The organism is Longimonas sp. (genome assembly GCF_046498435.1).
Taxonomy (GTDB): Bacteria; Bacteroidota; Rhodothermia; order Rhodothermales; family Salinibacteraceae; genus Longimonas.
In genome coordinates this window covers 1-8,102 of the sequence record NZ_JAWOAR010000314.1, presented here as the reverse complement: position 1 = coordinate 8,102, position 8,102 = coordinate 1, and the positions used below count along the sequence as shown (strand labels likewise).

At 59.4% G+C, this 8,102-nt stretch carries 7 protein-coding genes; 4 read left to right on the top strand and 3 right to left on the bottom strand.

Going from position 1 to position 8,102, the window contains the following annotated elements:
• Positions 1-232 (top strand): hypothetical protein (locus R6U20_RS12080; protein ID WP_410338106.1); only part of this gene is annotated, 232 nt, incomplete at its 5' end.
• Positions 233-785: 553 nt separating this feature from the next.
• Complete coding sequence (locus tag R6U20_RS12075; protein WP_410338105.1) at positions 786-1,913, top strand: hypothetical protein; 1,128 nt, start codon at positions 786-788, stop codon at positions 1,911-1,913.
• A gap of 188 nt (positions 1,914-2,101) precedes the next feature.
• Here the strand turns inward: R6U20_RS12075 and R6U20_RS12070 are convergent, their stop codons facing one another.
• The 3 genes from R6U20_RS12070 to R6U20_RS12060 all read right to left on the bottom strand — a co-directional run bounded on the left by R6U20_RS12070 (position 2,102) and on the right by R6U20_RS12060 (position 4,717).
• A complete protein-coding gene (locus R6U20_RS12070; RefSeq protein WP_410338104.1) occupies positions 2,102-2,974 on the bottom strand; it encodes a LytR C-terminal domain-containing protein in 873 nt (290 codons plus the stop codon).
• Entirely contained in the window at positions 2,967-3,674 is a 708-nt protein-coding gene (locus R6U20_RS12065; protein WP_410338103.1) for a hypothetical protein, read from the bottom strand. Before R6U20_RS12065 ends, R6U20_RS12070 begins: the two co-directional genes overlap by 8 nt.
• An 836-nt stretch (positions 3,675-4,510) precedes the next feature.
• On the bottom strand, positions 4,511-4,717 hold the full coding sequence (locus R6U20_RS12060; protein ID WP_098061639.1) for a cold-shock protein: 207 nt from the start codon (positions 4,715-4,717) through the stop codon (positions 4,511-4,513).
• A 225-nt stretch (positions 4,718-4,942) separates the two neighbouring features.
• Between R6U20_RS12060 and R6U20_RS12055 the strand changes: the two genes are divergently transcribed.
• A complete protein-coding gene (locus tag R6U20_RS12055; protein WP_410338102.1) occupies positions 4,943-6,418 on the top strand; it encodes a sodium:solute symporter family transporter in 1,476 nt (491 codons plus the stop codon).
• Between the two features lie 147 nt (positions 6,419-6,565).
• On the top strand, positions 6,566-8,102 hold a 1,537-nt coding region (locus R6U20_RS12050), incomplete at its 3' end, for a carboxypeptidase-like regulatory domain-containing protein (protein ID WP_410338101.1).

Below are 8,102 nucleotides of genomic sequence, written 5' to 3'. Positions count from 1 at the left end.
ACTGGTGAATGCTGTTCGAGCCAGCTTCGGCCTCAGTGACCTCAGCGATATCGACATGGAGCGGCTCGCTGTTGAGCGGGACCGCACGCTGTTCGCGACAGGACATCGTCTCCCCGACCAGCGCCGGATGGACGTGGTCGAGTGGCACCTGAAGGATGAGGTCGGTGGTGAGCAGACCGCACAATGGCTGCAACTCACACGGTCCGAGACCGAGCCCAATCCGAACCTCTAACCACAGACTGGCTCATTTACGCGCTGAACACCACCGCAGGGTTGCCTCCGTTTGACGGGGGCAACCCTGTTTTTGTGCTTGCTTGATAGATGCCCGATTATACCAGATCCGGTTGCAGTATGAGCAACACCCGATGTACGTTGGCAGTCGCCCTTCAGACTCGTGTGGAGATGAATGAATGCTTTTCATCCGCTCGTTCGCGCTTCCATCCTTGCATCCCTCCACCCCTCCACCCCTCCACCCCTAACGGAGCATGCAGAGTTGGTCTGAAGCGTTGAGGGAAACTTTCAGAATGATCATCAAAATGAGGATTGACGTAGCAGGAGTGCTCGATGGACCGCGTGGGGGTTAGATGCAGTAAGCTCGCAGTCAGCAACTGTTAGGCCGGGCGACGATTCAGCAGAGCACAACGGCCTGGACGAGCACGCGCAACGTGGCGAAGGCTACCGTTAACTGTCCGTTTGCGAACGATGAGGCCCGCCGCCAGCTGAAGCCACGCTACCGAGTTATTGATCGTTGCCACAACGCTCCCCGTCTTTTTGTCTCTGTGCCTGTGGATGGTTCTACGCTGCTCACAATCGTAGTTATTTTGGTCGTGGCCACGGCGCTGGCGCTGCTGCGGACCCGGCGACGCGATCGGTGCTTGAAGGCGTTTGATGCGTTTCCGATTACACTCGTAACGCAATCCCACGAGGCCACCTGGGGCACCGCCGACATCCGCTCAACGGGGCTGGAGCTTACGTATCCCGCCCCGGTCGTGGCCCCCGAGGGGCACTTGGAGCGCTCTGTGCTCTTCTACAAAGAGCAATACACATCGCTGCACGCGCTGTATCGCTGTCCGGAGGGGCTCAACGCCTCCGACAAGATGCGCCGCGATGCGCTCATCGAACGCACCCGAGACCCGGGTCTGCTGCGCCGGATTGGACGGTGGGTGCGCAACTGGATGGGCATGGTGCGCGATGCCCTGCTGCAGTCTGTTGGAATGATCATCGGCGTAGCCAAAGCGAGGACCCCAGCAGGCGGGCTCATCGGGCGGCACGATGCGCAAGTACAGTCGCTCTCAAGCGAGGTGGTGCAGCATAGTGGCAACGCGTTTGACCCACTGCTGGAGCGACACTTGTTTTCGCAGGTCGTCGTTGAAGTCACTGGTCCTGCCGACGCGATGCAGAGCTACTGCGGCTGGCTGAAGGACTATACCAGCGATTTTATCGAGATTCTGGATGCGTATGCCAACACTTCGCATGCCACCCCGCTGGATCTGGATGCGTACCGCCTGGGCGATGTGCGTCTTCCGAATCAAGGCATCCACCTGAACGACGAATACCTGTGTTTTGAGAACAGCGGCCCGCGCATGTTCTACATCGACCGGCTGACGCTGCACGACTGGACGCATGAGGTTGATGCTGTGGTGCCGCCGCAGGGTACGCTCACACTGGCACTTCCCCCCCAGGTGCAGGCAACTATCCGTCGTAACATGCGGGCGCTGCGCGTATGGCTTGGCACCGTGGACCGTGTAGATATGCTGCTGCCGCGTCAGCGCGCGCAGGTGCGCCACGCCGCTGGGGGCTCCGATGCGACCTACGAGGCCCACCGCGCTATGCTGGGGGAGCAGGGGAGTTCGGAAGAAGACACCGTTGCTGCATCAAGCAGCGATGCTACGCGTCCCCCCGAACACTCGTGAGCCAAAAGATTGTGCACTGTCTTCTCCTCACTCCCTGATTGGTCCCTAACGAGTTTGCGATAACGCATCCAACACGCTACGGACCTTCTGCATCCGGTTGTCGCTCATGCAGGCGGATGTTGAGGTCGCTCCATCCGAACGATGACGTTGGGAGATGAGAACGCACGAGGCTGTGTGGATTGTCCTGATCACTCCAGCGTCTGATAATCCTGTCCAATGACAAGCGTAAGATCTACGGCCGTGTCGTGAGCAGGCGGTCCTGGGAGGATCTGGCGACGGTCGATGCCCAGTTCATCGGCAATGATCTCGGCCATGTCGAAGGCGTTGCGGTGCAGATAGATAACTGTTTCGGGTGCGGTGCCGGTAGGGAGGTTGCCAATTTCAGGCACCTGAGCGCCGACTTCTTCAATCTGCTCCTGAAACTGCGACGCGAGTCCCGACTGCCCTACGCCGTTGAGCACTTGCACGCGCAGATCTTCGACCTGGATGATGGGGTCGTGATGCGGATAGAGGGCCTGTTCGACAACCGTTTCGGGCTCCGACTCGGTCGTTTCCTGCGGTTCGGGGTTCGAAGGGGTTTGCGTGTCGGGGGCGTCCAGGTCAAGCGTGCGCCACTGCACGATCACCACAATTAAAATGAGAGCGAGGCCGGTAAGGATGCTGAATGTAGCTGCGTTCCAGGGGTGGCCTTGGGAGCGCCGCCGCGTGCTGCTGGATTCGCCCTGTGCGCCGACCTCGTCCATGATGTCTTGCATGCCCGCGTTGAGCGAGCGTACCGACTCATGCAGCGCCGCTACCGACTGCGCTACGCTGGCGTTGATATCAGATGGCTCTTTGGTCTGCTCGGCCAGGCGCTGTTGGGCCTGAGCCAGTGCTTCGGAGGCCTCGGCGAGTTCAGAGCCTGAGTCGGCCACCTCGCCGAGGGTGCGTGTCAGGTGTTCGAAGCGGCCCAACTGCTCTTGCAGCGCGACCAGCGTCTCGGCCGCCTCGGCAAAGTCGAGGGGTTCGTTGGCGTCGGGAGCCGGTTCGGGAGCGTCGGGCGGCGAAGCATCGTCAGGCATCAGGGGATAGGTGGCTGAGGAGGGTTTCGTTGGTGGTGTGGATATGCTTAAGCAAGCGGGCTGCTGCCTGCTGGGAGGTGTCCGTAGGCAAGGGAGCCGACCGGACCTGCCTCAGCCACGCGCGCACGGTGTCATTGGTCACATTGGGAGGCGGCAACGAGGCTCGCGCCGATTCATCGTCGTGGTGGGTCGAGGCATGGGACGCTGAAGGGGTTGTAGCGGGTTGCGCATCAGCCTCTGTGATGGTACCAGAGGTAGGCCTGTCCAGATCGCCCCACGTAATTGATGGACGCCGGGCAGCGGGCACACTGTCATAGGTATCGACCAGCCACCAGAGCAGCTTGTGCAGGGTTTCAATGACGCGGCAGGCATCTTCGACCGAGCGGGTCCACTCGCTATCCACATGAGCGCCTACCATACCGGCCTGGCGGATGCGGTGCATCCACATCTTGACGGGGGCAGGGTGCATGTTGAGCCACTGCACAAATGTTTTGTGCGTGAGTCGCTCGGCCAGCGGACGATGCTGTGGGGGGAAGCCCTCATAGGCTTCAATAGTAGCTAACACCATGTCGAGCGCACGGTAGGCCCGCCACCGCGCTACATCGGGATGAACCGCTACGGTTTGCTCGGCCCGCATAGCCTCAGCGCGTAGGGCCTCCCACGCCTCGGGGACAAACGCAAAAGTAGAAGCGGTGCTCATGAGCAGATGGATCTTAGCAGGTCGGTGGGATAGCTTAAGTGGATCCCAAAAAGTACCTTAGCAGGTATGTCTTTGCAACGAGAGGCTGATGCCTTGCTCTGGATTACGATGTGAATTCGCTCCGCTCATTTCTGGATCGCGCTCTTCCGACCGCTGTCGGAATCGCTTGTCCAGGATGACGGGTTGGAAGGAAGGCGCTGAGGTGAAAGTAATTGTTCTCGCATTGACCACCGTCCTCCCCCCCAAAGTCATCTCGGACGTATCCCGACAGGAGTCGGGAGGAGGTCCGGGATCTCCTTCGGGGTACCACGCTCTTCTCAAAAAAAATCGTCACGGATGACCAGGTTACGCACTTTCACTGTCCTACTTTCACTGTCCTACTTTCACTGTCCTAATTAACAACGCGGCAGGCCGTGTAACTCGTTCACGCAATTTGTTCGGGCGCTGTACAGAGTTGTACATAACCGCGTACCAAAGCAAGATACAGCATAGTACAGCATGAAGTCAATGCCTCCTGGATCGCTGTCTGTATTGCATGCTCCAGCCATTCTTTTTTGGTAGGGGCAGACGTTACGTGATAGCGTGTACACGACGGGATTTCTCCACAGGCTGTCCTCTATCGTCATGATGAACGAACGTCATGCGAAGCGAAATGGAGCATCGCAAGTCACGCGGTTGGAGGGCCTGCTCCGTTTTGCATGCAGGGACATGCGGGAAATGGTTTTTTTGAGGAAGTGAACGTCACGTGTCGTATAAGCGCCCTCTAAACGAGAAAAAGACCCCGCCGAAGCGACAGGGCCTTTTTCCTGGTACAAAATGGGGTGTTGCCACGCCATTTAACGTACGCCATGGAGACGCTGCACGTTAACCGCGCTGAGTCCCTTCGGAGTTTCCTCCACTTCAAATTCCACTTGCTCACCATCCCGGAGGTCCTCGCCGGAGACTTCGCTGTGATGAACAAATACGTCTTCGCTTCCGTCGTGGCGCTCGATAAAGCCGTAGCCTTTTTCGCTACTGAACCACTTAACTGTTCCGTCTTGCATATAGGTGTGTTGGTTGACTCACGGTTCGCTGTCGAAGGGAGGAAGGCAAACGCCTTAAGCCCGACGATAAAGGCCAACTGTGATGTAGTTAAAAATGTTGTTACGCTTCCCTGTACAGACGTCCCGCGAAATGGTTCATTGTGCATGTGACAAAACCATTAATCGCACAAAAAGACTGTTTCCGGGCGTTGGAGTGGGGCTTGCACCTGCGGTACTTCATTAGCTATGCTACGTACGCCCGCCTCGGCTGTTTGCCCGCTCATCAATTCGAATGCTATGGACTGGAGCCTGACGATTACATTTGGAGCTTTTGTCGTGCTGCTTGTGGGGATTGGGGCATATTTCTATCGCACAGCCGACACGCGTATGCTGGTGGATTACATGCTGGCAGGGCGCTCGGTGGAGGCAGGCCCTATGGCGCTCTCAGAGGTCGCCTCGGTTGCCAGCGGGTGGACATTCTTTGCGTGGGTCGGGGTCGGATTTTCGACCGGGGTTCACGGCCTCTGGTTCTCTATTGCTATGCTGGGAGTGGTCGGGTTGCTGTACTACAAAGTGGCTCCCCCCTTTCGTGAAGCATCCGAGGCGTTGGACAGCCACACCGTGGTAGACCACTTGGCGCGTACGGTCCGCCGCACGGGCGTTCGCCGTGCTATTCGAGCGGTGGGTACTCTCGCCATCCTTGTGTTTATGGGGGCGTACGTGGGCGCGCAACTCATAGCTGTGGGCGAGGCCCTCGACACCGCCCTCGGCCTGCAATACGCCGCGTCGGTGCTTGTCGGGGGCGGGGCGGTTGCGGTCTACACCACGCTGGGCGGATTTAATGCCTCGGTGTGGACCGATGTGTTGCAGGGCGTGCTGGTGCTGCTGGCGGTTGTGGTTCTCCCCATTGCAGCCATCGCAGCGATTGGGGGCTGGACCGCCTTCCTGGGAGAGGTCCAGGACATCGATCCCACATTGCTTCAGCTTTCGGGTGGATTCGAAGGCACGGCGCTGCTCATTAGCATACTGTCGTGGATTACGTTTGCGTTTGGCGCTATTGGGCAGCCCCACAGCCTGATGCGCTTTCAGGCGATTCGCTCTACCGATCTGCTGCCGAAGGCTGCGCTCATTGCGATCGCGTTTCAGGCCATACGGCTGACGGTGCCGCTCCTCATCGGGCTGGCCGGACGCGTGTTGTATAGCGCCGCCACCGATCCGGAGTCCGTCGCGCTGATTGCGCTGGCCGACCTGGTGCCCGGCTGGCTGGGCGGGCTGCTGTTGGCCGGTATCATTGGGGCAATTCTGTCGACCTCCGACTCCATGATGCTTGTCGCTGCCGCTGATCTGACGCGGGGGTATTCGACCTGGCGTCCGCACGTATCGCAAGCCGTGCTCATCCGCCTAAGCCGAAGTATTGTCGTGCTGCTGGCGGCAGGAGGCATTGCTATGGCACTGCTTCGACCGGGCACGATCTTCGACATCATCGAGTTTGCATTTGTCGGACTGGGGGCTACGCTCGGCCTTCCCCTAATGATGGACCTGCTGTGGTCGCGCACCACGGATGCAGGTCTGCTTGCTGGCGTAGTCGTTGGGTTGGCCAGCACCGTGCTAAACCTCACCATGGCTCCCGATCTGTTTCCCATTCTGGTATGGCCCGCCACCGCCGTCGCGCTTGTCGGTGTAAGTCTGGCTACTTCGGAGCCAATCGCCTCCTCGGTATAGAAAAGACAGGAGGATGCGAGGAGGTGGTGCATCCTTCCATGAAACCGCCAACACGTGGAAATTCAGCCATTTGCGTGTGTACCCAGCTGACTTGTATAATGGATGAAGCCCAAAGTCGTGCCTGTCCGATCGTCCTCTATCGTGCCTATGTCATACTGTGCTCGCCTCAGCATACTCGTCCTTATCGGCCTATTGAGCGCCCTTCCGGGATGGGCTCAGCAATCTGAATACACGATTACAGGCCAGGTGCTCGACGACGCCACGGGCGACCCGCTGCCTGGTGCTACGGTGCAGGTAGCGGGTACTACGGCCGGAGCTGCCACCGATGCCGAGGGCGCCTACGAGCTCACGGCTCGGCTGGACCCCGGCACCTACACGTTGCGCTACCGCTTCGTGGGCTACCAGACTATCGAACGCGAGGTCACCCTGGACGAGGAGTCTGCCGTTACGGTAGAGCCCGTCCGCCTGCGTCCGGATGTGCTGGGCGTAGACGAGGTCGTGGTAACAGGTACCGGCGTGCCTACCGAACGGCGCCAACTGGGCAACGCGCTTTCTACCGTTGAAGGGCAAGATATCGAAGACAGCGCTGCCGGCTCGGTTGACCGTGCCTTGCAGGGCAAGATTGCAGGCGCACAGGTGCAGCAGAACTCCGGCAGTCCCTCGGGCGGCATGTCGGTGCGGCTACGCGGTACCAGCACGGTGTTGGGCGATGCCGATCCGCTCTATATCGTTGATGGTGTGATCATCAACAACGACTCGCCCGAGCTTATTGACCTGGGGGGGAGTTCACAAAACCGGCTGGCTGATCTGAATCCAGACAATATCGAACGCATTGAGGTCGTGAAGGGCGCGGCTGCTGCAGCGCTCTATGGTTCACGCGCTAACAACGGCGTGGTGCAGATCTTTACCAAGCAAGGCGAGCCTGGAGCGCCCCGTGTGTCATTTACGACCCGCGTTCAAACGGATGCAGTACGTTCCACCTTGCCCGTCAACCAGGCACAGAACGAGCAGGGTGAGTTTTTAGATAACGCTGGCGACCCGCTCCCCGACGGCGAGCAGCGGTGGGACTGGCAGGACTTCATCTTCGACCGCGCTTATGGCACTGAACAGTCGCTTTCGGTATCGGGGGGCAGCGAATCGACCCAGTACAGCATCTCGGGCGCGCATCGCTCCAACCAGGGCATCATCGAAGGTACGAACTTCCGCCGGGTCAACGGGCGGCTCCGCCTCGACCAGACGCTGACGGACTGGGCCTCGGTCTCGGGCACAGCTGCATTCTCGCGTAGCACCTCGCAAGAAGTGCCGAATGGCGGACTCAACGCCAACTACGGCGCGCTCACGGGCTTCATCTTCGGCCCAAACACCTTCGATCCGCGTGCTAACGAATTGGATGAGTTTCCGAACCAAGGCGTATTAGCTAATCCGATAGAGGTGCGCGAGCGCTTCGACTTTGCGCAAGAAACCGAGCGCTTTCGCGGTAGCACGTCGCTTTCGCTCACTCCGCTCGACGGACTCAACATTGACTACCTGCTTGGGCTCGACGCCTTCACACAGAGCGCAACGGCCTTCATTCCGCGCGGTACTTCGGCTCCGGCACTCGGTGGCGGACTGGCACGGCGGGCCACCCAAAACCAGCTGCAAACAAACAGCGACCTAAACATCCGCTACCAAACTACTGTACGCC